Raw genomic sequence first — 21939 nt, 5'->3', positions numbered from 1 at the left:
TGTTGCTTAGATAATACCGAAGAACGGTCGTCGTCGGCAGAATCGGATATCGCAAAAAAAAGCCAACTTGGATCAGTTGGCTTTTTCTCACTATCCGTGACTTGGCTTTTTCACTTACCTGGCACGGTTTTCACTTTCTGTGTCACCCGACAGCTTACACGTCAATATTGCCCGCGCGCAGCGCGTTGTTTTCGATGAAGGCGCGGCGTGGTTCCACGTCGTCGCCCATCAAGGTCGTGAAGATCTGATCCGCAGCAATCGCGTCTTCGATCTGCACTTTCAACAAGCGGCGCACGGTTGGGTCCATCGTGGTTTCCCACAGCTGATCCGGATTCATCTCGCCCAGACCCTTGTAGCGCTGTTTCGAGACGGTGCGTTCGGCTTCGTCGCGCAGCCATTGCATGGCTTGGTGGAAGTCGACCACGGCGATTTCCTTCATGCGCTCGCCTTCGCCGCGGCGGACAAAAGCGCCTTCGCCGATCAAGCCTTCGAAGGTGGCGGCGCCGCTGCTCAGTACGGCGTAGTCCGGGCCTTGCACGAAGTCGGCGTCGATGGCGCTGACTTTGACGTTGCCGTGGTGCATGCGCTCGATGCGCAGCATGTGTTTTTCCGACAAGTCGTCGGAACGCACGTGCACTTTCACTGCGCTATCGTTGATGGCCGTCTGCAGGGCCAGTGCGGAAGTTTCCGCCAGGTCCAGGGTCGACAGGTCCAGCTGCACGCCCGTCATGATGGCCGTCAGGGCGGCACGGTCGATGACGCGCGTCAGACGCGTCATGATGGTGTTCGACAGGTTGAACTTGCGCACCAGTTCCGTCAGCGTCTCGCCGGAAATGCCATCCGCGCCAGTGCGCGGCACCAGCACGGCCGTGTTCAGCGCCACCGTCATCATGTAGCTTGCTTCTTCGGCGTCATCTTTCAGATAGCGCTCGTCGCGGCCCGATTTCACTTTGTACAGCGGCGGTTGCGCGATGTAGATGTGGCCGCGTTCGACCAGTTGCGGCATCTGGCGGTAGAACAGGGTCAGCAGCAGGGTACGGATGTGGGCGCCGTCGACGTCCGCATCGGTCATGATGATGATGCGGTGGTAGCGCAGTTTTTCGACGTTGAATTCGTCCGGTCCGATCGAGGTACCCAGGGTAGCGATCAGGGTGGTGATCTGCTCGGACGACAGCATTTTCTCAAAACGGGCTTTTTCCACGTTCAGCACTTTACCGCGCAGTGGCAAGATGGCCTGGAACTTGCGGTCGCGCCCTTGTTTTGCCGAGCCACCTGCCGAGTCACCCTCGACGATGTACAGTTCGCACAGGGCCGGGTCTTTTTCCTGGCAGTCGGCCAGCTTGGCCGACAGGCCCAGGCCGTCCATGATGCCTTTGCGGCGCGTCAAGTCGCGGGCCTTGCGGGCCGCTTCGCGGGCGCGCGCTGCTTCGACGATCTTGCCGCAAATGATCTTGGCGTCGTTCGGTTTTTCTTGCAGGTAGTCGGCCAGGGTCTTGGCGACGATTTCTTCGACGGGGCCGCGCACTTCGCTCGATACCAGCTTGTCTTTCGTCTGCGACGAGAATTTCGGTTCCGGTACTTTCACGGACAAGACGCAGGTCAGGCCTTCGCGCATGTCGTCGCCGCTGATTTCCACTTTCGCCTTTTTGGCGAACTCGTGTTCATCGATGTATTTGTTGATCACGCGCGTCATTGCCGCGCGCAAGCCCGTCAGGTGGGTACCGCCGTCGCGTTGCGGGATGTTATTCGTGAAGCACAGCACTTGTTCGTTGTAGGCATCGTTCCACTGCATCGATACGTCGACCGAAATGTTCGTGCCCTGGTCCGACAAACGCTCGCCCGTGGCCTGGAAAATGGTCGGGTGCAAGACCGATTTGGCCTTGTTGATGTACTCGACGAAACCGCGCGTGCCGCCTTCGAAGGCGAAGATTTCTTCCTTGCCCGTGCGCTGGTCGGACAATTTGATCTTGACGCCATTGTTCAGGAAGGACAGTTCGCGGATGCGCTTGGCCAGGATTTCATAGTGGAATTCCACGTGCGTGAAAATCTCTTCGTCGGCCCAGAAATGCACGTCGGTGCCGCGCTTGTCCGTTTCGCCGATGACCTTGATCGGCGAGGTGGCGATGTCGCCCACCATGACGATCTGGCGGTCTTGCGGCACGCCGCGCACGAATTCCATGTGATGTACTTTGCCATCGCGGCGGATGGTCAGTTTCAGCAGTTTCGACAGGCCATTGACGCAAGATACGCCCACGCCGTGCAAGCCGCCCGAGACTTTGTACGAGTTCTGGTCGAACTTGCCGCCCGCGTGCAGCTCGGTCATGACGATTTCCGCCGCCGAACGCTTCGGATCGTGCTTGTCGTCCATTTTCAGGCCGGTCGGCACGCCGCGGCCATTGTCGGTGATCGAGATCGAATTGTCGCTGTGGATGGTGACGTGGATATCCGTGCAGTGGCCGGCCAGCGATTCATCGATGGAGTTGTCCAGCACTTCGAATACCAGATGGTGCAAGCCGGTGCCGTCCGAGGTGTCGCCAATGTACATGCCCGGGCGTTTGCGCACGGCTTCCAGGCCTTCCAGGATCTGGATGGAGGAGGCGCCGTATTCTTCCGTTTTGGCCTGGATCGGGGTGTCTTGTGGATTCTCGGACATGGACTGCTTTCTCAAATAACGATTGCTGATTGATTCGGGGCTGCTGGCTGATGACCGTAGGTCGGGTTAGCCGGAACGGCGTAACCCGACAGACGGCGATTCAGCATGTCGGATTACGCTGCGCTAATCCGACCTACGTCACGGCTGTGGTCTTTAGATCCGCATCGGCATGACGACATACTTGAAGTCGGCATTGTCCGGGATGGAGATCAGGGCGGACGAGTTCGAGTCGCCCAGCGCGATGTTGACGTATTCGCATTTCAGGTTGTTCAACACGTCCAGCAGGTACGTCACGTTGAAGCCGATGTCGACGGAGTCGCCGCCGTAGTCGATTTCCAGCTCTTCGACGGCTTCTTCCTGGTCCGCATTGGTCGAGCTGATCTTCATGCTGCCCGGGGTGATGATGCAGCGCACGCCCTTGAACTTGTCGCTGGTCATGATGGCGGCACGCTGCAGCGAACGCAGCAGTTCATCGCGGCCGATGGTGAAGTCGTTTTTGTAGCCTTTTGGAATCACGCGCGTGTAGTCGGGGAACTTGCCTTCCACCAGCTTCGAGATCAGCTCGATGTCGGCAAAGGTCAGTTTCACCTGGTTGGCGGCGATGTCCAGCTGCACCGGCTCATCGTTCTCTTCCAGCAGGCGCTGCAGTTCGATGATGGTCTTGCGCGGAATAATCACTTCCTGGCGCGCAAACGTCTGCTCGGTGGCGACCTGGCAAAACGCCAGGCGGTGGCCATCGGTGGCGACGGCGATGACATTATTGCCATCCAGAACCAGCAGCAAGCCGTTCAGGTAATAGCGGATGTCTTGCTGCGCCATCGAGAAATGCACCATATTGAACAGGTGCTTCAGCGTTTTCTGGGGCAGGGTGACGGAGGCGTTATAGCTTTCCGCCTGTTGCACGGTTGGAAACTCTTCCGCCGCCAGGGTTTGCAGGGCGAAGCGCGACTTGCCCGTTTGCACGGTCAGGCGCTTGTTCAGCAGGGTCATCGTGACGTCGCCCGATTCGGGCAGGGCGCGCAAAATGTCCAGCAGCTTGCGCGCGGCCACAGTGGTGCCGGTAACGTCCGCACCGGAACCGATTTCCGCGTGCGTGGTGATCTGCACTTCGGTGTCGGTCGACAGGAAGGAGACATTTTCACCGTCTTTGCGGATGAGGATATTGGCCAGAATCGGCATAGTGTGCCGACGCTCGACAATACCGCTCACGATCTGCAGTGGCCGGAGAAGGGTATCTCGGGTGGTTTTGACCAATTGCATATTTATCCTCAATGTATAGGTTGAACAGTACGACGTTTAACGTATTAATTTAACAATTGTTGCCATAAGGAGCCCCGACAGACCGGCTGCGGTGCCCTCCCAGATAATAAGGGTAAAGCACGTTTTGAGCCAGTCTTGCCAAATGGTGCTTAGCCCTTCAACGTTTGCTCCAGCACATGCAATTCGTGGTTGCATTCCGGGTTTTTGGTGCGGTCCAGCGCGATCTTGCGCACGGCATGCAGCACCGTGGTGTGGTCGCGGCCGCCGAACAGTTCGCCGATTTCCGGCAGGCTCTTCTGTGTCAATTCCTTGGCCAGGTACATGGCGATCTGGCGCGGCCGGGCGATATTTGCGGGCCGGCGCTTCGAATACATGTCGGCGACCTTGATATTGAAGAAGTCGGCCACTGTTTTCTGGATGTTTTCCACGGAAATCTGGCGGTTCTGCACCGACAGCAAGTCCTTCAGGGCTTCCTTGACGATATCGATCGTGATGTCCTTGCCATGGAAACGCGAGTACGCAAGAATTTTGCGCAGCGCGCCTTCGAGCTCGCGCACGTTCGAGCGCAGGTGCTTGGCGACAAAGAAGGCCACGTCGTCGGAGAAGGTCACGCCTTCCTGCTTGGCTTTTTTCAGCAAAATCGCCACGCGCATTTCCAGTTCCGGCGGTTCGATAGCCACCGTCAGGCCCGAGTCGAAGCGCGAGATCAGGCGATCGTCCATGCCCGTGATTTCCTTCGGATAGGTATCCGAGGTGATGATGATCTGTTTCTTTGCGGCAATTAATGCCTCGAACGCATAGAAAAACTCTTCCTGCGTGCGGCTCTTGCCGCCAAAGAATTGAATATCATCGATCAGCAGCATGTCGAGCGAGTGATAGTAGTGCTTGAAGTCGTCGAAACCCTTGCGCTGGTAAGCGGTCACTACGTCGCGAACGTACTGTTCCGCGTGGATGTAGCGTATCTTCGCGCCAGGATTGTCGGCCATCACCTGGTTGCCGATAGCGTGGATCAAGTGGGTTTTACCCAGACCGACGCCGCCGTAGAAGAACAGCGGGTTATAGGACACGCCCGGATTGTTCGCCACCTGGATGGCGGCGGCGCGCGCCAGCTGGTTGGCCTTGCCGGTCACGAAGCTGTCGAAGGTCAGGTCGGTGTTGATGCGGCTCTGCTCGCGGCGCGGCGCCGCGCCGATGCTCAGTTCCGGCACGCTGGGCTGCGGCTCCGCGGCGCGCGCGCTGGGCGCGCCGCCATTCGGATCGCTGGCCGGAGTGCTGGCGGTGACGGGCTTCTTCGGCAGGGCCAGGCGCGGGTCGAGCACGAACTGCACTTCCGTGGGCGCTTCGAAGTACTGTATGGCCAGCGCAGTGATGCGGCTGGCGAACTGGGTCTTGACCCAATCGAGCTTGAAGCGATTGGGCGCAGCAATGCGCAGCTTGCCCTCTTCGTAATCGAGAGGGATAAGCGGTTTGATCCACGCACTGAATTGTTGCGGTGTCAGCTCCAGTTCCAACTGCGCGGAACAGGCCTGCCAGAAATTATCCATGTATGTCTATGTGAAAAGGTGTGGGAGGGCGTATCGATTCTGCCCTGCGTTCACCGTGTTGCAAGGCCGGCGTCGCGCGAGGGCTCGCCACACGTAACGCGCTATTCTACTCCCGACTGCCAAAGTTATCCACAGGCACGGCTGTTATTTTTCTGTGGCGGGGTGGGGCGCCGTGTGCATAAGAGGCGACTTATCCCCCGGTTATCCCGTCTCAGGCAGTGCTGGCGCGGCCTGTGGCGGGGCCTTGCCGGAAGATGGGGCGCGGCGCGTAAATTTTCGGGCGATCACGGCAATCCTTGACAAGAGGGGGGCATATGCTGAATAATTCAGGGTTCCCCGCCCGTATTCCGTGTTTATTCATTTGGAACGACAATATGGACTAAGCGTGGATTAACGACGCAGTACCAAATCGTAGCGAGCGGTGATGAGTTGTGGCTGAGGCGCGCAACTGTGCGAAGGCACAGTGAGCACCGGAGGCCGCAAATCGCTCCGCGTAGTAGATTTGGTGCGCGTTCAAGCGGGCGATGAGATTGGCCAGCTTGTGCCTTGGCATAAGTGCGCGATTGTCATTGGCACCAAAAACTGACGGGACGTCAGACCCGATTTTGCATTTTTTTTGTTTTTAGCGAGACCAACATGAAACGTACTTACCAACCTTCCGTCGTTCGCCGCAAGCGTACGCACGGCTTCCGCGCTCGTATGGCTACCCGTGGTGGCCGTGATGTGCTCAACGCACGTCGCGCAAAGGGCCGCAAACGTCTGGCCGTCTAGGCTTGTCGTTGACAGCTGATCGCGTGGCTAGCTGTACTCCAGTCGGCAATCAACGCGAAGGTTCACACGACTTCGCGCGCTTTCGGCGTATCGTTAAAACGGATGAATTTTCATCCGTTTTTCGTTTGCGCCCTTCGCAAAAAACAGCGCATTTTGTGCTGTACACCCGACACAATCAATTGCCGCATGCGCGGCTGGGCGTCGTTGTGGCGAAGCGTTTCGCACCACGCGCGGCGACCCGCAACACGATCAAACGCGTCACGCGCGAGCTGTTTCGCAACAGCGCGATGCCGCCAGTCGACTGCGTGGTGCGTTTGTCGCGCGCCGTCAACAGCAAGGATGGCCCGGCCACCACGAGCCAGCTCAAAGCCGAGCTGCGTGAGGAATTGAGCCGCCTGTTTGCGGCGCAAATCGCCGCCCAGGCCCGTTCTGTTGCTGCGCCACCACCATCCGCGCCATGAAAACCCTGCTGCTGTTCCTGCTGCGCGCTTATCAGTTGCTGATCAGCCCCATGCTGGGACAGAATTGCCGTTTCTATCCAAGTTGTTCGCATTACGCGATGGAAGCGCTGCGCGTGCACGGTACGGCCAAGGGCAGCCTGCTGGCTGCCAAGCGCCTGTGCCGTTGCCACCCCTGGAATGATGGGGGCGTCGACCCGGTGCCGCCGGCCGATTGCAAACAATCTTCAACGACCGCTTGCGGTTGCAACCACTCCTGACAAATACCCTAATGGATATCAATAAACGTACCATCCTGTGGATCGTGTTTTCCGTCTCGCTGGTAATTCTCTGGAACGAATGGATGATCTCGAACGGCAAGCCGTCGATGTTCTCCGCGAACACGGAACAAACCGCCAAGGCGCCTGCGACCCCTGCCAAGACGGATGCCCTGGCTGCATCGGCTGCCGCAGGCGTGCCTGCCCTGTCGGGTGAGGCTGTCGATCCCGCCGCGTTCAAGCGCGAAGTGATTAGCATCACCACCGACGTCATCAAGGTCGACATCGACACCCTGGGCGGCCAGGTCAAGCGTCTGGAATTGCTGAAATTCAAGGGCGCGGGCAATCCGGGCTGGTTTGGCGGCTGCTTCGGCCTGTTCAAATGGTGCCAGCCCGATGACGGCAAGCAAAACGAAGTGCTGTTCGACGAAGGCGCGAACCATACCTACCTGGCGCAATCGGGCCTGGTCGGCGGTCCTTTCCCTACCCATGCGAGCGGTTTCACCGTGCAGCCTGGCGTGCGCACCATCGGTGACGGCAAGCAAGTGCAACTGGTAATGGAAGCGGTCGAAGGCGGCGTCAAGCTGACCAAGACGTTTACCTTCAAGCGCGGCGACTACGTCATCGACGTGCGCCACGACGTGTCCAACGTGGGCGCGGCACCTGTCACGCCGCAGCTGTATCTGCAACTGACGCATGACGGCAACAAGCCGGTCGGTGACTCGTTCTTCAACAGCAGCTTCACGGGTCCGACCCTGTACACGCCGCAAGACAAGTACCAGAAGCTGACGTTCGAGAAAATCGAAAAAGCGGCCGTGGAAGACGAGAAGAAGGGCAACGACAATGCCATGAAGGGCCTGCATCCGGCCACGGCGACTGGCGGCTGGTTTGCGATTTCGCAACACTTCTTCGTGTCCGCTTTCGTTCCGCCTGAGAACGCCAAGCGCGACATCTTCACGAAGAAGGTCGGCCCCAACCTGTACGCCATCGGCAACGTGCTGCCCCTGCCTACCCTGGCGCCAGGCGCTTCGGCCAGCATGGACAGCAAGCTGTACTCGGGTCCGCAAATCGCGCACCTGCTGGAAAACGTCTCGCCTGGCCTGGAGCTGGTCAAGGATTACGGCTGGCTGACCATCATCGCCAAGCCGATGTTCTGGGTCATGGAACAGATCCACAGCGTGCTGGGCAACTGGGGCTGGACCATCATCGCCTTCACGATCCTGATCAAGCTGCTGTTCTTCCCGCTGTCGGCTGCCGGCTATCGCAGCATGGCGAAGATGAAACTGGTCACGCCGAAGATGCAAGCCATCCGCGAACGCTTCAAAGGCGATCCGCAAAAGATGAACCAGGCCACGATGGAGCTGTACAAGACGGAAAAAATCAATCCGCTGGGCGGCTGCCTGCCGATCCTGATCCAGATGCCCGTCTTTATCGCTCTGTACTGGGTACTGAACGCGTCCGTGGAAATCCGCGGCGCGCCATGGATCGGCTGGATCACCGACCTGGCCCAGCATGACCCATGGTGCATCCTGCCCGTGCTGTACGCGATCTCGATGTTCATCACGACCAAGCTGAACCCGGCCCCGGCCGATCCGATGCAAGCGAAGATGATGTTGTTCATGCCACTGGCATTCTCGGTGATGTTCTTCTTCTTCCCGTCGGGCTTGGTACTCTACTGGGTCGTCAACAACGTCCTGTCGATTGGCCAGCAATGGGTGATCACCAAGAAATACGCGCCTGCCGCCAAGTAATTCCGGCCAGCGAACAGAAAGCCCGCCTCGCGCGGGCTTTTTTTTGGGGTCAGACCCTTTGGGTCAGACCCCAGCCCTCCGCTGAGGAATCGGCGCCACAAGCGTCGTCGCTTCGCCATTATTCCTTTGCGTACAGCTTCCCCGAATAATCTACAATATCCCCATGAAACTTGACTCTTCCCCTATCGCCGCCATCGCCACCGCACCAGGACGCGGCGGCATCGGCGTGGTACGCGCCTCCGGCAAAAACCTCGCTCCTTTGATGACGGCCCTGTTCGGCGCGCAGCAACTGAAACCGCGCCATGCCACCTACCTGCCATTTACGGAAAGCGACGGCAGCATCATTGACCAGGGCATCGCCATCCACTTCAAGGGCCCGCACTCCTACACGGGCGAAGATGTGCTGGAATTGCAGGGCCATGGCGGCCCAATCGTGTTGCAGCTGCTGCTGGCGCGCGTGCTGGAGGCGGGCCGGGACAACGGCTTGCGCCTGGCCGAACCCGGCGAATTCACGCGCCGCGCCTTTTTGAATGACAAGCTTGATCTGGCGCAAGCCGAAGCCGTGGCCGATCTGATCGACGCTTCCACGGAAGCGGCCGCCAAGTCCGCCTCGCAATCGCTGTCGGGCGCATTCTCGAATACGATACACGCGCTGGTGGAACAGGTGACGGGCTTGCGCATGCTGGTCGAGGCGACCCTGGATTTCCCGGAAGAAGAGATCGATTTCCTGGAAAAATCGAATGCGCGCGGTCAGTTGAAAGCCGTCATCGAAGCGCTGAATAAAGTGTTTGCGCAGGCGGCGCAGGGCGCGCTACTGCGCGAAGGTCTCAATGTCGTGCTGGCGGGCCAGCCCAACGTGGGCAAGTCATCGCTGTTGAACGCGCTGGCGGGCGCCGACGTGGCGATTGTGACGCCGATTGCCGGCACCACGCGCGACAAGGTCAGCGAAACCATCCAGATCGAAGGCATTCCGCTCAACATCATCGACACGGCCGGCATCCGCAGCGCGGGCGACACCATCGACGCCGTCGAGCGCATCGGCATCGAGCGCACCTGGGGCGAGATCGGCAAGGCCGACGTGATTTTGCACCTGCTGGACGCAGATCACGGCCCCACCCAGGCAGATGAAACCATCGTCGCCGCCTTCCCAGAAGGCGTGCCCGTGGTGCGCGTGTGGAACAAGATTGACCTGTCCGGCCACAAGCCCAGCGTCGATGCCTTGCCGGATGCCACGCACGTGTATCTGTCGGCACACGAACACATCGGTATCGACTTGCTGCGCGCCGAGCTGCTGCGCATCGCCGGCTGGCAGCAGACGGGCGAATCGCTGTATCTGGCGCGTGAACGCCATTTGATCGCGCTCAAGTCGGCCGGCAAGCACTTGAACATCGCTGCCGCGCACGCGGCGCAGGATGACCAGTCGCTGGATTTGTTTGCCGAAGAGCTGCGCCTGGCGCAGGTGCAGCTGTCGAGCATCACGGGCGAGTTTTCACCTGACGATTTGCTGGGCGTGATCTTCAGCCGTTTCTGCATCGGCAAATAAGGAGGTTCGATGAAGCTGCTGCTGGTTCTGCTGTTCAGTTGTCTGCCCCTGCTGGCTGGTGCGCAGGAAAAGTTGCCGAAGGACGTGGCGCAATTCGTCGAAAACGCCCAGATGTGCGAGCACTTTGCCGGCGAATGGGATGATAACGACAAGGCGCGCCAACGCGAGATCACGCAAGCCATCGAGCAATCGTGCGGCCAGGCGCAGCGACAGTGGAAACGGCTGTCTGCCAAGTATGCGGGACAGCCGAAGCTGCAAAAAGTCATTGCCGACAATGCCAATGACGCGGTGCGCAGTTTCCGAAAGTCTAGCTAGCATCTGCCCCGTTGAGAATTATCATGAAGTCCAAACTGCGCTGACGTAATCTTGCTGAGCGGCCTTGAAGTGCCGCCAGGAAAGGAAGCGCCATGGACAGCAAACAGCCGGACGTCGTGGAACGCGAGGGGGAGGTGATGGTGGCGCTGCCTGCCATGCCGGAATTGATCGCCACCTTGCCGCCAAAAGGCGCTTGCTGGTACTGCGACAAGCCGCTCGATGCCGTGCGCCGCTTTTGCGGCAAGCATTGCGGCATGGCTTACGCGGAAGAGGCGCAATGTCACCCTTGAGCGTGGAGGCTAGCGGCGCCTCAGCAGCGCCGCCAGGGCGCCATCGAAGTCGAACTCATGCGCAGCGGCCGCCACTTCCTGATAGACGTGCACGCCCAGGCTGGCAGCCAGCAGGCTGGCCGAGTTTTCCAGGATGTCGATGGCCGCGCCATCGCCTTCACGCAGATGGCTGGCAAGGCGCGCCAGCAGCAGCTGGATGGCGGGCGCGGCCGGGTCGGGCGCCACGTCCTGCGCAGCCGTGTGGGTTGTCTCCGGCGTGCCCAGCATGCTGCTGACGGCACCGAGCAATTGATCTTGCGCCAGTTCCAGCTGCTGCATCTGCTGGGCCAGGTCGGGCGCCTGGGCACGTAGTGCCGACTCCAGGTTTGTCGCCAGGCCGTGCACGTGGCGCGCACCGATCATGCCGGCGGCGCCTTTCAGGGTATGCGCCTTCAGGCGCGCGGAGGCATAGTTTCCGGTGTCGAATTCGGCGCGGATCTGGCACGGCGTGGTGCCGTGGTCATGCAGGAAGCGGCGCAGGATTTTCAAATACAGGATGCGGTCGCCCATGATGCGACCCAGTCCGTTCTCGACGTCGAGAATACGAACCATGTCGGATGCCGCTACGGCGGCATCATCATCGCAAGTGGCGTGTGGTTTCAGCATGCCTGGTGTGCAGAGAGCCCTAAAACTATTCACTGTCAGTAGAGCAGGAGCCGCTATTTTACATCCTGTCGTGCTCAACACTGCGCCCGCTTGCCATGCGATGCCAGGCTAGCGCGTGCTGAATGACCAGTTGTACGTGACGTCCGCGCCATTGACTTTGCCGATGAAACTCACGTCATAGGTGGTGTTCCCGGCCAAGGGTGCCAGCGGAATGATGGATGCGGCCGAGACCGGTGTATGCGCGTCGCTGCCGCTCGTGAGCTGGCGCACCGCCAGGTCCGTGCCGGCACCGCGCTGGCGCACGCTGAACGCCGTCACGCTGACGGGCGTGCCGTAATTGGCGTGCACGCTGATCGGGTAGCCGACCACATCCTGGTTCGGTACGGGATCGGGCTCCTCGTTATCGCTGGAAAAACTGACGGCCACCTTTTGCTGCCGGTCAAATGGATAGGTGACGATTTGCGTCGCCGCCAGCCCGGCGCCATAGTTGCGGTTGCTTGCCAGGTCGGTGGTGAAATACGCGTAACCGGCGCCACTGACAGCCGCACCCGCGCCGCCTTCCCGGAAGAGCGGTTCGAAAATGACGAAGCGGTGATAGATGGCCGTCACCAGTTCTTCGGCCAGATAAAACCCGGACGTGTTGCTCGCGCCAGCGATGACTTCGCCCTGCAGCAACGTGACGACGTAGCCAGCCTTGGCCAGGCGATTGCCCAGTGTGACGCCGGTAAAGCCTGGCTTGCCCTGCACTTGCTCGTGCGCCACCGTATTGTTGAGATTGAGGTAGTTGGAATGGCCCTGGGCGGCGCTGTCGATCAAGCCATTGCGCACCAGTGGTGACAGGCCGATCTGGCTGCGCCGGTAGTTGAACCAGTTGAAGCCATCGGTGGCAATATTGTTGCTGAGGGCGGGAGCGCCCGGCTCCTGTACCAGCTGTCCGGCTGCGGTCGAGGTGCTCAGTGACGTATTTCCGCCGCTATCGCCTCCGCCGCAGGCGCTCAACAGGGCTGCGCTCAGCAGGGCGGGTATCCAGTGTTTCCAACGCAGTGACGAGACAATCAAGTTGACTCCTGTATAGGTAGGCGGATAGAGGTGGGGGCCGGCGTGCTGCCCTGTGAAACGATTCTAAGGCATTTTGATACGCCGTAGAGCATCCATGAAAAGATATGTCGCGCGCTCGTGCGGGGACGCTCCCGCGGCTGCGCAGGGTAGAATGAGCGCAGCGCAGCGTTTGCCGCTGCATTGCCTCATTCCCGCTACTTTGATTGCCCATAATTTGAACACCTTGCCCAAGTCGCGCCTGCAGCGCGCCAAATACGCCTTGCCCAGCATGGTGACTTTGCTGTCGATAGCCTGCGGCTTTGCCAGCATCGTCATTTCCGTCGATAACGCCCCGGTGGGCGACGCGGATGCCTACCGCCTGGCTGCGGCGCTGCTGGTGCTGGCCGGCGTGTTTGATGCCCTCGACGGCTATGTGGCGCGCCTGACAAACACCAGTTCGCAGTTTGGCGTGCAGCTCGATTCGATCGCCGACGTGATGAATTTCGGCTGCGCCCCGGCCGTCTTGTTGTACTGCTATGGCTTTGTGCAGATGGGCGTGCACGACCCGCTGCTGCTGCGCTTTGGCGGCATGGCCAGCTTCTTCTTTGTTGCCTGCGGGGCCATGCGCCTGGCGCGGTTCAATGTGAATGTCGGGCGTACCGACCCCCTGTATTTTGTCGGCATGCCGATCACGGCCGGTGCCGCCTGCGTGGCGGCCGTGGTGGTGGCCTGGCCGGCACCCATCGATTCCATGCTGCACAGCTATCTGCTGATGCTGCTGCTGGTGGGCGTGGGCAGCCTGATGGTGTCGACCTTGCGTTTCCCCAGCTCCAAGCAAAAGAAAAGCCTGGCCGCGCTGCTGGTGCTGATCGTCGCCATCGCCCTGCTGGTGTGGCTGAAGACTAGCTTCTTCGCGCTGTTCTTCGCCGTCTACATCGCCGCCACCCTGGCCCTGAACCTGGCGTGGTACTTGGGCTGGCGCGGCATTGCGTTGCCGCAAGTCTTTAATGATCCCGATGAAATTGACTAAATTTTAGGCAACCTCGTGTCCGCGCGCGGCACGCAGGATGGCGAACCAGTCGCTGCGGCTGAGCGTGAACTGCGTGCCTTCCACGGCCACGCCCACGGCTTCGATGCGGCCCGAGCCCGTCAGCGGCAGGGGGCGGCATGGCAGTTGCATGATCCAGGCAAACACCACGCTGGCAAACGGACGCTGCAGCTGGTCGGCGATCTGCTTGATGACATTGCGCAAGTTCTCCACATTCGCATCGCCACTCTGGAACAAACGCCCGCCGGCCAGCGGCGACCAGATCATCGGCGCCACTCCCACGTCCTGCAAGCCATCGAAGGTTTCGTCGAACAGGGGCGCCACGTGCAGCGGTGAAAATTCCACCTGGTTCGTCACCAGCGGGAAGCGCCGGTGCAGGCACTCGAACTGGTGGCGGCTGAAGTTCGACACGCCAAAGTGCAGCACCTTGCCTGCCTGCCGTAGCTGGGTGAACGCGCCGGCGATCTCGTCGAAATCCATCAGCGGATCGGGACGGTGGATCAGCAGCAAGTCCAGGCGGTCCGTCTGCAACTGGCGCAAGCTGTGTTCCACGGAACTGGCGATGTGGGCCGCGCTCGTGTCGTAATGCTGGATGGCGTGACCGGGACGATGCGGCGAGAGCAGCTTGATGCCGCACTTGCTGACCAGCTCCATTTTGTCACGCAAGCCTGGCTGCAGGGCCAGCGCCTCGCCAAACAAGCCTTCGGCGCTGTAATCGCCATAGATATCGGCGTGGTCGAAACTCGACACGCCCAGGTCCAGGCATTGCTCGATGAAGGCCAGGCGCTGCTGCGCCGACATATTCCACTCGCCGATGCGCCACATGCCGGCGACGATGCGCGACAGTTCGGGACCGTTGCTGCTTAAACGGCTGCGCGGTGCTTGCATGCTGGCGGGGGAAAAAACTTGGCTCATGGGCTGACTTTCTGATGGTGGCGTTGAAGGACTCGCCACGATTATAGCCAGCTAATCTATAGCATGCTGCGGATGAAGCGACCGCAACGCTCCTGCAGGGCAAGGTCGAGCTGGCCGCTCAGTTGCATCTGCTACGCCAGCGCCGGTAGCGCATCTGCTGTCCCATGCTCGCCTTGCACGGGCGCCCACTCGGTATGGCTTGCGTTTTGAGCGCATCAAGCCTGCTCCTGAAGCCGACGGGCATCGCGTACAGTTAATGGACGAAAAAAATGCCCGCAGAACCTGCGGGCATTTTTCATGGGCTGGAGAATGACTTATTTCATCCAGAGACGCATCGAATCCCAGGCGCGGCCGAAGATCGTGGCCTGGTTGATGGTTTCCAGTGCCACGACAGGCAGTTCCAGCAGGACCTTGTCCTCAACCATCATTTTCAGCTTGCCGACCGGGGCGTTTTCAGCCAGTGGCGCGACCAGCGGGTCCTTGCGTTCCAGCACAGGTTTCATCTTGGCAGCCATGCCTTTTGGCACGGTGACGAGCACGTCGCGGGCGAAACCGATTTTCACGGTGCCTTTCGAGCCCTTCCACACTTCCGGCGTGGCTACGGCCTGGCCCTTCGAGTACAGCTTGACCGTATCGAAGTTCTGGAAGCCCCAGTTCAGCAGCTTCTGGCTTTCCTGTGTACGCGACTGGTCGGACGTGGTGCCCAGCACCACGGAGATCAGGCGGCGCTCGCCGGTGCCGCCTGGACGGCGGGCCGAAGCGATCATGCAATAGCCGGCCGCTTCCGTGTGGCCCGTCTTCATGCCGTCCACGGTTGGGTCCAGCCACAGCAGGCGGTTGCGGTTAGGCTGGGTGATCTTGTTGTAGGTAAAGCTTTTTACGGAATCGATCTTGTAGAATTCCGGATAGTCGGCGATCACGCGCTGGGCCAGCACGGACAGGTCTTGCGCCGTGGAATAGTTTTCCGGGCTAGGCAAGCCATGCGGATTGGCAAAACGCGTGTTTTTCAGGCCCATGCGCTGGGCTTCGCGGTTCATCAGCACTACGAAGGTGCCTTCATCGCCGGCAACGGCTTCGGCCAGCGCCACGGCGGCGTCGTTACCCGATTGAATCATCAGGCCATGCAGCAAGTCGTCGATCGATACGGGCGTGGCCGGGTCGATGAACATCTTCGAGCTGCTCGAATCGACTTTCCAGGCGCGCACGGAGACATTCACTTTTTGGTCCAGCGCCAGTTTCTTTTCGCGGATGGCGGCAAAGGTCAGGTAAGCCGTCATGATCTTGGTCAACGACGCCGGCTCGATGCGGGCGTCCGGATCTTGCGAAGCAATGATCTGGCCACTGGTGGCGTCAAGCAACAGCCAGGACTTGGCGGCAATGGTCGGGGCTGGAACGGTTTGCGCGAAGGCGGCGGATAGGAAAAGTACACTGGAGGCCAGTGCCGCTAAGAGTTTTTTCATGGAGGCTGGTCTGCGAAAAAGATGAAGGCTGGGGGCCATGTTGTTGCTGCTCACATGGCCGCGTGGAAAAAACGGATCAATTATAGCCGTGGAGACGGTAGTAAGCCCACACTTCAATGATCATCTGCTGCGATTGCGGGTTTGTCACCATGCCACAGGGCAATCACGAGGCTCTTGATGTGATTGAGCTTGCGGTGGAAAAAGTGGTCTGCGCCGGGGATCACGATCACGGGAATGTCTTGTGGACGGGCCCAGTCGAAGACGGCGGACAGGGGAATCGTGTCGTCCAGTTCGCCGTGGATCAAAATCGTGTCGGCGGGAATGTCGGCCATGGCCCACTTGCCGGCTGCGCTACCGATCAGCGCCAGGCGCTCGACGGGCGTTCCGGCGGCGGCCAGGCGTTCCTGCAGTTTCGATTGCACGAAGGTGCCGAAGGAAAAGCCGGACAAGGCCACGGGCAAGCCCGGGTACAGGCTGCGCATGTGTTCATACAGCAATTGCATGTCGTCCGTTTCGCCCACGCCATGGTCGTGTACGCCTTCCGATGCGCCCACACCGCGGAAGTTGATGCGCGCCACCACGTAACCGAGGGCGACAAAGGCGCGCGCCAGGGTTTGCGTAACCTTGTTATCCATCGTGCCGCCGTACAGCGGATGCGGATGGGCAACGAGGGCGATGCCGCGCGGGGTGTCTGCCGGGAAATCGAGCAAGCCTTCCATGCTGCCTGCATGGCCGGCGAGGGTAAATTTTTCCGAGTTTCTGTTCATGATGCTCATACTGGTGGCATTCTCTTAAATTGGCATTAAATCTTGAGGCGATCGACGATCTTGCCGCCCACCAGGTGCGTATCGATGATTTCGTCGATATCGCTGGTGTCGACATAGGTGTACCAGGTCGCTTCCGGGTAGATGACCAGCACCGGGCCTTCTTCGCAGCGGTCCATGCAGCCGGCCTGGTTGATGCGGATCTTGCCCGCGCCATTCATGTCGAGTTCCTTGATGCGGCGCTTGCAATGCTTTTGTGCCGCTTCCGCGCCATGGTCGCCGCAACTGTTGCGGCCGTCTTCACGTTTGTTCATGCAGAAAAAAACGTGGCGTTCAAAATACGGTGCGTCGCTCATACTATGCTCCTGCTGATTCATCAATGCGCCATGATAGCGCTTATGGGTGGTCTTCGCGACGGTGGCGCTGCGCATCGTCCTGCCGGTTCAGGCGGTGCGAGGGCAGACACAGGAACCACAGGGCCATGAAAGGCCACAGCAGGGCCAGGAATTGCGCCGCACCATTAAAGTTCAGGAATTTTCCTTGTACCCAGCCCTGCAATGTGGACATGAAATACGGGTTGATCGGTGTCGTGTTCACCATCACCAGGCTCAGCAGCAAGGTGGCGGCCGCGATGCGGCGCTGCGCCACGTGGGGAGCGAACGCCAGGCCGCCCAGCATGATCAGGCCGATCAAAAAGCCACCCTGGGCACCCGGCGTGATCCAGACGAAGGCGTTTTCCGGCGAAAACAGCAGCGCGCTGGCCATCGAGCGCACGATCAATGCGGCGGTGATCAGGGTCAGCATCAGCACGGCACGGGGCGCGGCGCGGCGCAGCAGGCACAGCAAGGTGAGCACGGCGCCCGTCATGCCGCAAGCCGTGATGATGGTTTCCGATAGCCAATATTGCTCAACCGTCAATATTACGTCGGGACGCAGGTAGGATGCCAGGTCGATCTCCATGCCAATCAGGCTGGAAAGCCAGTCCGACAGGATGGGCAGCAGCTGGCCCAGGCCGAACAGATAGCCTTGCGGGTAGATTTGCGCCAGCGGCCACAGGGCCACCAGCACCAGGCCCTGGCTGGCGTGCTGGGCAAACCAGCGCTGGCGCAGGCGCAGCAAATGGCTATGGTCGAGCAGTTTGCGCGCCGTCAAGGCGCCGATGATGGAACCGACAAGGCAGCCGGCCGAGTTCGTATAAAAATCGAGATTCGACGACACGCGGCTGGGCAAATAGGTTTGCACGGCTTCCATGCTGCCGGAAATCAACATGCCGCACAGGCTGGCGATGACGACGGCAAAGAAACCAGTCATCCTTGGAAACAGCGAATACACGATCAGGGCGCCCAGCGGGATGTAGCCGACGACGTTGACGCCCACGTCAAAGCCCGTCCAGTAACGGGGCATGCGCGTGTTTTCCAGGAAGGTTAGCGGTGACAGGCCATTGCTGTGCCAGCCCGTGAACGGGAACCAGCTGGCGTAGACGATCAGGAAGACGTAGGCGAGCAGGGTCGCGCGCGAGACGGGCGACGAGCGTACGGGCGGCAGTGGCGCTGGCGGGCTGGCAGGGGCTGCGGAGGCGGTCATTCTGTTACGGTCATTCTTTCGGGATGGTCAGCGTGCCCAGCCAGACCAGCAGGTCGGAGGCGATGGCGTCCGATGCTGCCGCCAGCGCCTGCGCGCCGCCTTGCGCGTCGGCACTGCCGGCCGGGCCGCTGCGGCTGAAGGTCTTCTGGTCGATCAGGCGGTGGCCGCGGAATAGCGAGGCGCGCAGCGAGACGTGGCCGCTGCTTTGCGTTTGCGTATCGAAGTTTTGCGAAAAATCATCGACATCGATGCGCAGCAGGGGCATGCCGGCGGCCGCGTCCGTGGTCGACAGCACTTTCACGCCGCTTTGCGCCACGCGGGTTTTCAGGCGCTGGCTCAGCAGTTGCAACGGCGGCGTGTTCCAGCGGTTGTAGGCGTACGGACGCGATTGTTGCGCATCGGCGTACAGCAAGCGGTAATACATGCGCTGGCTGTCCAGCCAGGAGGGGCCGTTGGCGTCGGCGATCACCAGGACGGGTATGGCTGGCGCAGCCGCTTGCGCGGCCGCCAGCGGCGCTGCCGGGCCGAAATCGTAGAACGTGGGGACGGGGCCGCGGCTGGCGCAACCGCCCAGCAGGAATACGGCCGCCAGGGCTAGCGCGGTGACATTGCGTGGGATATGCATGCTGTGTTCTCCTTATTTGCCCGGTGCCGAAAAACCGGGCTCGCCCGGGCCGGGCGGGATATCTGGGGCGCCGAACAAGATGCTCTGCGGCTGTTCATTGAGCGTGCTCATGGTGGTTTTCAGGGCGCGCATCGAGGAGCGCGCCTCGCCGCTCAACTCGATTACCTGCGGCAGCACTTCCAGCGATACGCCATTGGCCACCGTTTCCACCGAATTGCCAACCCGATCGACCGTGCCATTGACCTTGTCGAGCACGCCGCCGGGCGCCTGGATGTCGTGACCGAGTTTTTTCCAGGTGGCAGTCAAGTCCGACACGTTCTTGCTAGCCGTACTGACGGCCGTCAAGGTCTGGCGTGTTTGTTCCGTCAGCTGCGGCAATTGCGTCAGGGTCGGCTCCAGTTGCTGCGGAATGGCGCCAAAGGCCTTGGCCGCCTTGCCCACTTCATTGAAGGCGCCCAGCATGGCCGCCTGGTTGTCGGGGCTGAGCAGGTTGTTGACCTTGTTGGTGATCTGCTCGGCCTGGTCGAGGATGCGCTTGCCGCGCTTTTCCAGCTGGTCGAGCAAGCCGGCGCGCAAGGGAATCAGCGAAGGCTTGTCCTTGCTGGTGCCCAGCAGTGTAGAACCCACGTGTTCATCGTCGAGCTGGATGTAGGCGATGCCCGTCACGCCCTGGTATCCCAGGCTGGCAAAGGTGGTGTTGGTGACGGGGGTGTCGGGCGCCACGCTGATGTGCACGAGGATTTGCCCCGCCTTTTGCGTGTCGAAATCGATGGCGTCGACCTTGCCCACCTCCAGGCCCCGGTAGCGTACGGTCGCCTGTGGGTTGAGGCCCGGCACGGACAGTGTGGTGGCGAGCAGGTAGGGGACGCGCTCCACGCGGTCGCGGTTGAACCAGACGCCGAACAAAATGGCGGCCACCAGCAAGGTCAGTGTAAAAAATCCCGTCATCAGGGCATGTGATCTGTTTTCCATTACTTCTCCGCTTTCTTGTCTGTGCCGGCGTCAGCGCCTGGCTGCGCCGCCTTGTCCGCCGCCTGTTTTTCATCGAGGACGGCCAGTGCGCGCTTGCCGCGGTCGCCGAGGAAAAATTGCTTGATGAACGGATGGTCGACTTCGATTACCTCGCGCGTGGGGCCGATGGCAATCACGTGTTTTTCCGCCAGCACGGCGATGCGCGTGGACAGGGCAAACAGGGTATCGAGGTCATGCGTGACCATCACCACCGTCAAACCCAGTTCGCGGTGCAGCGACTGGATCAGGGATACAAAACTTTCCGACAAGTCCGGGTCCAGGCCCGCCGTCGGTTCGTCGAGGAACAGCAGCTTTGGCTCCAGCGCCAGGGCGCGCGCCAGGGCCACGCGCTTGATCATGCCGCCCGAGAGATCCGATGGCATTTTCAGCGCATGTTCCGGGCCCAGGCCCACCATATTCATCTTTAATAGTACCGCGTCGCGCACCAGCGCTTCGGGCAGCACGCGCAATTCGCGCATGGGCTGCGCCACGTTGTCGAACACGGTCAGGGCCGAATACAGCGCGCCTTGCTGGAACAGCATGCCCCAGTGGTTGCGCAATTGCTGCAGCTGGTCCGAGCTGGCCTTGTTGATATCCTCGCCAAAGACTTTGACGCATCCCCGTGCTGGATGTTCCAGGCCCAGCATCTGGCGCAACAGCACCGTCTTGCCCGTGCCGGAGCCGCCCACGATGGAGAGGATTTCGCCCCGTTCGATTTCCAGGTTCAAGTCCTGGTGCACGACGGTGCGGCCGAACTTGGTCCACAAGTTGGTGATTTCCACCACGGGAGCGCTGCCGTGCAGGTTGAACTGGCCCTCGTTGCCCTCGCTCGCCTTGCAAGCGTTATCGTTGTCCGCCATCAATATCCCACTCCATTGAAGACGATGGCAAACACGGCGTCAGCCAGGATCACCACGGTGATGGCCGTGACGACGGCGGTGGTAGTGCCATGCCCCAGGCTTTCCGTATTGGCCTTGATGCGCAGGCCGAAATGGCATGAGACGAGGGCGATCAGCATGCCGAAGATGACGCCCTTGCCCAGGCCGATCATGTAATTGGCCAGCGGCACGGCATCCGGCAGCTTCTGGATGAAGTAGCGCGCCGACAAGTTTAATTCCACCTTGGCCGCCACCATGCCGCCGATCAGCGCGGCCGTGTCCGTCCAGATGACGAGCAGGGGCATGGAAATGGCCAGGGCCAGCACTTTCGGCATGATCAGGCGAAAACCGTGCGAAATGCCCATCACCAGCATGGCGTCGAGCTCTTCCGTGACGCGCATGACGCCCAGCTGGGCCGTGATGGATGAGCCCGAGCGGCCCGCCACGAGAATGGCGGCCAACAAGGGCCCCAGTTCGCGGATGACGCTCATGCCCAGCAGGTTGACCAGATAAATGTCGCCGCCAAAGGCGCGCAGCTGCTGCGCCGACAGATAGGACAGCACCACGCCGATCAGAAAGCCCACGAGCGCCGTGATACCCAGCGCCTGGAAGCCCGCATGGAAGATGTTGGCGGAAATTTCACGCCATGGTCCACGCATGGGATGGCGCGCAAAGCGGCCGATATCCTGCGTTACCTGCCCCACGAGGGCAATAAACCCCTTCAAATGTTCGAAAAATAGCAAAATGGCCATGCCCAGCTTCATCACGGGCGTGAGGCGGTTGGCGCGCGATGGCGGTGTTTCCAGGGGGCCCGTCTCTTCGATGCGCCGGAAAAACTCTTCCAGCGATGGCGCCAGGGTCAGCTGCGCGGGGCGCCGCTTGCCCCAGGCATTCCAGAACAGCTGGGCGCCGATATGGTCCATGCTGTCGATCTGCGACAGGTCCCAGTGCGCATTGGCGTCGTCCTGCAGGGGCTTGAGCTGGGCGTCGATGGCCTTGATGGCATTGTCATGCGCCAGCGCATGCACCTGCCAGGTGCCGCTGGCAGTGACTAGGGCTCCCTGTTGGGAGCTGGTCTGGGAGAGGGTCAGTTTCGGCGATTGTACAGTCGGCATCGTGCCAGTTTAAG

Annotated in this window: 22 protein-coding genes; 8 read left to right on the top strand and 14 right to left on the bottom strand. The window is 60.6% G+C overall.

Going from position 1 to position 21939, the window contains the following annotated elements:
* Positions 1 to 154: 154 nt before the first annotated feature.
* The 3 genes from gyrB to dnaA all read right to left on the bottom strand — a co-directional run bounded on the left by gyrB (position 155) and on the right by dnaA (position 5457).
* Entirely contained in the window at positions 155 to 2653 is a 2499-nt protein-coding gene (gene gyrB / locus CLU92_RS18785) for a DNA topoisomerase (ATP-hydrolyzing) subunit B (protein WP_101483124.1), read from the bottom strand.
* 153 nt (positions 2654 to 2806) lie between these two features.
* Positions 2807 to 3913 (bottom strand): DNA polymerase III subunit beta, encoded by a 1107-nt coding sequence (gene dnaN, locus CLU92_RS18780; protein WP_034754341.1) that lies wholly within the window; start codon positions 3911 to 3913, stop codon positions 2807 to 2809.
* Positions 3914 to 4062: 149 nt separating this feature from the next.
* On the bottom strand, positions 4063 to 5457 hold the full coding sequence (dnaA, locus tag CLU92_RS18775) for a chromosomal replication initiator protein DnaA (RefSeq protein WP_034781304.1): 1395 nt from the start codon (positions 5455 to 5457) through the stop codon (positions 4063 to 4065).
* Positions 5458 to 6093: 636 nt separating this feature from the next.
* Between dnaA and rpmH the strand changes: the two genes are divergently transcribed.
* The 7 genes from rpmH to CLU92_RS18740 all read left to right on the top strand — a co-directional run bounded on the left by rpmH (position 6094) and on the right by CLU92_RS18740 (position 10842).
* Entirely contained in the window at positions 6094 to 6228 is a 135-nt protein-coding gene (rpmH, locus tag CLU92_RS18770; protein WP_010401996.1) for a 50S ribosomal protein L34, read from the top strand.
* 23 nt (positions 6229 to 6251) lie between these two features.
* Complete coding sequence (gene rnpA / locus CLU92_RS18765) at positions 6252 to 6689, top strand: ribonuclease P protein component (RefSeq protein ID WP_101483123.1); 438 nt, start codon at positions 6252 to 6254, stop codon at positions 6687 to 6689.
* Positions 6686 to 6946 (top strand): membrane protein insertion efficiency factor YidD, encoded by a 261-nt coding sequence (yidD, locus tag CLU92_RS18760; protein ID WP_101483122.1) that lies wholly within the window; start codon positions 6686 to 6688, stop codon positions 6944 to 6946. The genes rnpA and yidD overlap by 4 nt, the downstream gene beginning before the upstream one ends.
* A gap of 11 nt (positions 6947 to 6957) precedes the next feature.
* Positions 6958 to 8694 carry a membrane protein insertase YidC gene (gene yidC / locus CLU92_RS18755; RefSeq protein ID WP_101483121.1) on the top strand — a complete coding sequence of 579 codons (1737 nt, stop codon included), beginning with the start codon at positions 6958 to 6960 and terminating at the stop codon, positions 8692 to 8694.
* 163 nt (positions 8695 to 8857) lie between these two features.
* A complete protein-coding gene (gene mnmE / locus CLU92_RS18750; protein ID WP_101483120.1) occupies positions 8858 to 10237 on the top strand; it encodes a tRNA uridine-5-carboxymethylaminomethyl(34) synthesis GTPase MnmE in 1380 nt (459 codons plus the stop codon).
* Positions 10238 to 10246: 9 nt separating this feature from the next.
* Entirely contained in the window at positions 10247 to 10552 is a 306-nt protein-coding gene (locus tag CLU92_RS18745) for a hypothetical protein (RefSeq protein WP_101483119.1), read from the top strand.
* A 92-nt stretch (positions 10553 to 10644) separates the two neighbouring features.
* Positions 10645 to 10842 (top strand): hypothetical protein, encoded by a 198-nt coding sequence (locus tag CLU92_RS18740; RefSeq protein WP_101483118.1) that lies wholly within the window; start codon positions 10645 to 10647, stop codon positions 10840 to 10842.
* A gap of 9 nt (positions 10843 to 10851) precedes the next feature.
* Here the strand turns inward: CLU92_RS18740 and CLU92_RS18735 are convergent, their stop codons facing one another.
* Both CLU92_RS18735 and CLU92_RS18730 read right to left on the bottom strand, forming a co-directional pair.
* Positions 10852 to 11487 carry an Hpt domain-containing protein gene (locus tag CLU92_RS18735; RefSeq protein WP_101483117.1) on the bottom strand — a complete coding sequence of 212 codons (636 nt, stop codon included), beginning with the start codon at positions 11485 to 11487 and terminating at the stop codon, positions 10852 to 10854.
* Between the two features lie 108 nt (positions 11488 to 11595).
* Positions 11596 to 12546, bottom strand: a complete 951-nt coding sequence (locus CLU92_RS18730) for a CAP domain-containing protein (protein WP_306821371.1) — start codon at positions 12544 to 12546, stop codon at positions 11596 to 11598.
* Positions 12547 to 12784: 238 nt separating this feature from the next.
* On the opposite strand from CLU92_RS18730, the gene pssA reads away from it, so the two are divergent.
* Entirely contained in the window at positions 12785 to 13555 is a 771-nt protein-coding gene (gene pssA / locus CLU92_RS18725; protein ID WP_168208581.1) for a CDP-diacylglycerol--serine O-phosphatidyltransferase, read from the top strand.
* 3 nt (positions 13556 to 13558) lie between these two features.
* On the opposite strand, the gene CLU92_RS18720 is transcribed toward pssA, so the two are convergent.
* The 9 genes from CLU92_RS18720 to CLU92_RS18680 all read right to left on the bottom strand — a co-directional run bounded on the left by CLU92_RS18720 (position 13559) and on the right by CLU92_RS18680 (position 21925).
* Positions 13559 to 14488 carry an aldo/keto reductase family oxidoreductase gene (locus CLU92_RS18720; RefSeq protein WP_101483116.1) on the bottom strand — a complete coding sequence of 310 codons (930 nt, stop codon included), beginning with the start codon at positions 14486 to 14488 and terminating at the stop codon, positions 13559 to 13561.
* A 314-nt stretch (positions 14489 to 14802) separates the two neighbouring features.
* Positions 14803 to 15948 (bottom strand): D-alanyl-D-alanine carboxypeptidase family protein, encoded by a 1146-nt coding sequence (locus CLU92_RS18715; protein ID WP_101483115.1) that lies wholly within the window; start codon positions 15946 to 15948, stop codon positions 14803 to 14805.
* A gap of 113 nt (positions 15949 to 16061) precedes the next feature.
* Positions 16062 to 16715, bottom strand: coding sequence for an alpha/beta hydrolase (locus tag CLU92_RS18710; RefSeq protein WP_101484775.1), 654 nt, complete (start codon positions 16713 to 16715; stop codon positions 16062 to 16064).
* A gap of 35 nt (positions 16716 to 16750) precedes the next feature.
* Positions 16751 to 17068 carry a ferredoxin gene (locus tag CLU92_RS18705; protein ID WP_101484774.1) on the bottom strand — a complete coding sequence of 106 codons (318 nt, stop codon included), beginning with the start codon at positions 17066 to 17068 and terminating at the stop codon, positions 16751 to 16753.
* 40 nt (positions 17069 to 17108) lie between these two features.
* On the bottom strand, positions 17109 to 18296 hold the full coding sequence (locus CLU92_RS18700) for a VanZ family protein (protein ID WP_101483114.1): 1188 nt from the start codon (positions 18294 to 18296) through the stop codon (positions 17109 to 17111).
* A gap of 10 nt (positions 18297 to 18306) precedes the next feature.
* Positions 18307 to 18921 carry an ABC-type transport auxiliary lipoprotein family protein gene (locus CLU92_RS18695; protein WP_101483113.1) on the bottom strand — a complete coding sequence of 205 codons (615 nt, stop codon included), beginning with the start codon at positions 18919 to 18921 and terminating at the stop codon, positions 18307 to 18309.
* 12 nt (positions 18922 to 18933) lie between these two features.
* Entirely contained in the window at positions 18934 to 19893 is a 960-nt protein-coding gene (locus CLU92_RS18690; RefSeq protein WP_101483112.1) for an MlaD family protein, read from the bottom strand.
* Complete coding sequence (locus CLU92_RS18685) at positions 19893 to 20792, bottom strand: ABC transporter ATP-binding protein (RefSeq protein WP_101483111.1); 900 nt, start codon at positions 20790 to 20792, stop codon at positions 19893 to 19895. Before CLU92_RS18685 ends, CLU92_RS18690 begins: the two co-directional genes overlap by 1 nt.
* Positions 20792 to 21925 (bottom strand): ABC transporter permease, encoded by a 1134-nt coding sequence (locus CLU92_RS18680; protein ID WP_101483110.1) that lies wholly within the window; start codon positions 21923 to 21925, stop codon positions 20792 to 20794. Before CLU92_RS18680 ends, CLU92_RS18685 begins: the two co-directional genes overlap by 1 nt.
* Between the last annotated feature and the right edge of the window lie 14 nt (positions 21926 to 21939).

The sequence above is a fragment of the Janthinobacterium sp. 61 genome, from assembly GCF_002846335.1.
Taxonomy (GTDB): Bacteria; Pseudomonadota; Gammaproteobacteria; order Burkholderiales; family Burkholderiaceae_D; genus Janthinobacterium.
This window is presented reverse-complemented; position numbering and strand designations above follow the sequence as displayed.

Coding starts and splice junctions, on each gene's coding strand:
- gyrB (WP_101483124.1), bottom strand. CDS start 2,653: ATGTCCGAGAATCCACAAGACACCCCGATCCAGGCCAAAACGGAAGAA.
- dnaN (WP_034754341.1), bottom strand. CDS start 3,913: ATGCAATTGGTCAAAACCACCCGAGATACCCTTCTCCGGCCACTGCAG.
- dnaA (WP_034781304.1), bottom strand. CDS start 5,457: ATGGATAATTTCTGGCAGGCCTGTTCCGCGCAGTTGGAACTGGAGCTG.
- rpmH (WP_010401996.1), top strand. CDS start 6,094: ATGAAACGTACTTACCAACCTTCCGTCGTTCGCCGCAAGCGTACGCAC.
- yidD (WP_101483122.1), top strand. CDS start 6,686: ATGAAAACCCTGCTGCTGTTCCTGCTGCGCGCTTATCAGTTGCTGATC.
- yidC (WP_101483121.1), top strand. CDS start 6,958: ATGGATATCAATAAACGTACCATCCTGTGGATCGTGTTTTCCGTCTCG.
- mnmE (WP_101483120.1), top strand. CDS start 8,858: ATGAAACTTGACTCTTCCCCTATCGCCGCCATCGCCACCGCACCAGGA.
- CLU92_RS18745 (WP_101483119.1), top strand. CDS start 10,247: ATGAAGCTGCTGCTGGTTCTGCTGTTCAGTTGTCTGCCCCTGCTGGCT.
- CLU92_RS18740 (WP_101483118.1), top strand. CDS start 10,645: ATGGACAGCAAACAGCCGGACGTCGTGGAACGCGAGGGGGAGGTGATG.
- CLU92_RS18735 (WP_101483117.1), bottom strand. CDS start 11,487: ATGCTGAAACCACACGCCACTTGCGATGATGATGCCGCCGTAGCGGCA.
- CLU92_RS18720 (WP_101483116.1), bottom strand. CDS start 14,488: ATGAGCCAAGTTTTTTCCCCCGCCAGCATGCAAGCACCGCGCAGCCGT.
- CLU92_RS18715 (WP_101483115.1), bottom strand. CDS start 15,948: ATGAAAAAACTCTTAGCGGCACTGGCCTCCAGTGTACTTTTCCTATCC.
- CLU92_RS18710 (WP_101484775.1), bottom strand. CDS start 16,715: ATGAACAGAAACTCGGAAAAATTTACCCTCGCCGGCCATGCAGGCAGC.
- CLU92_RS18705 (WP_101484774.1), bottom strand. CDS start 17,068: ATGAGCGACGCACCGTATTTTGAACGCCACGTTTTTTTCTGCATGAAC.
- CLU92_RS18700 (WP_101483114.1), bottom strand. CDS start 18,296: ATGACCGCCTCCGCAGCCCCTGCCAGCCCGCCAGCGCCACTGCCGCCC.
- CLU92_RS18695 (WP_101483113.1), bottom strand. CDS start 18,921: ATGCATATCCCACGCAATGTCACCGCGCTAGCCCTGGCGGCCGTATTC.
- CLU92_RS18690 (WP_101483112.1), bottom strand. CDS start 19,893: ATGGAAAACAGATCACATGCCCTGATGACGGGATTTTTTACACTGACC.
- CLU92_RS18685 (WP_101483111.1), bottom strand. CDS start 20,792: ATGGCGGACAACGATAACGCTTGCAAGGCGAGCGAGGGCAACGAGGGC.
- CLU92_RS18680 (WP_101483110.1), bottom strand. CDS start 21,925: ATGCCGACTGTACAATCGCCGAAACTGACCCTCTCCCAGACCAGCTCC.